Origin of the sequence: Aliivibrio sp. S3MY1 (genome assembly GCF_028765575.1) — a bacterium.
Lineage (GTDB): Bacteria > Pseudomonadota > Gammaproteobacteria > Enterobacterales > Vibrionaceae > Aliivibrio.
Genome location: NZ_JARACO010000105.1, coordinates 1 through 716, shown reverse-complemented (window position 1 = coordinate 716; position 716 = coordinate 1). Strand labels below are relative to the sequence as shown.

The following is a 716-nucleotide window of genomic DNA, read 5'->3' as shown; positions in this document are numbered from 1 at the left end:
TAACGCCTGCATAACACGTTTGCTACCATGCAGACCTAGCTGAATTTTACTGCCTTAATCACTGAAACTAAAGGCAAACTGACAACGCCGAATGTAGCAAATCGTGTTGATGCATTTGTTATGTGTTGCACGTAATTTTCGATTATTTGCGACGCTCTGCTTACTATTAAGATAACAATATATTTAGACGTCAAACTCAATGTTAGCATTTAACTAAATTAATTTTAGAGATTACCTCATGTCAAAATTACTAATGACCTTTATAGTTCTTCTTTTAACTGGATGCAGTGCGTCTCCTGTCATATATAACCCCGAAAATATACCAACTAACCAATTAGCAAAAATTGAAGTTAAACCTTTCAATAGCTGGGTCGATCTTTTTTCTACAATTATAGAAAACGTAGTTGTACCTGGAGAAGGGGTTGTTATTGATAAACGAACAACACAAATTTCAGTTCCACCTGGTCGTTATAACGTTGCTTTTGTATGCAAAAATAGTTATCAAGAAGGATACCCTAATAAATATTTCGTTTTGAAAGCTGGAAGTTCTGTAGTGGTAAAATGTGAAAAAATTTCAGGTCACTCTAAAGTCAGAATAGTTGAGCTTAGTGCTGACGAAATTTCAGAACTAAAAACCGAGTAATGATTTAGAGCCTTTTAAGTGATTAAATTAACTAAAAAAGCACATAACGCCTGCATAACACGTTTACTACTAT

Annotated in this window: 1 protein-coding gene; it reads left to right on the top strand. The window is 34.1% G+C overall.

Features of this window, described 5'->3' with window-relative positions; genetic code table 11:
- Nucleotides 1–238: 238 nt before the first annotated feature.
- Nucleotides 239–643 carry a hypothetical protein gene (locus tag PVK62_RS17455; RefSeq protein WP_274445647.1) on the top strand — a complete coding sequence of 135 codons (405 nt, stop codon included), beginning with the start codon at nt 239–241 and terminating at the stop codon, nt 641–643.
- Nucleotides 644–716 lie beyond the last annotated feature (73 nt).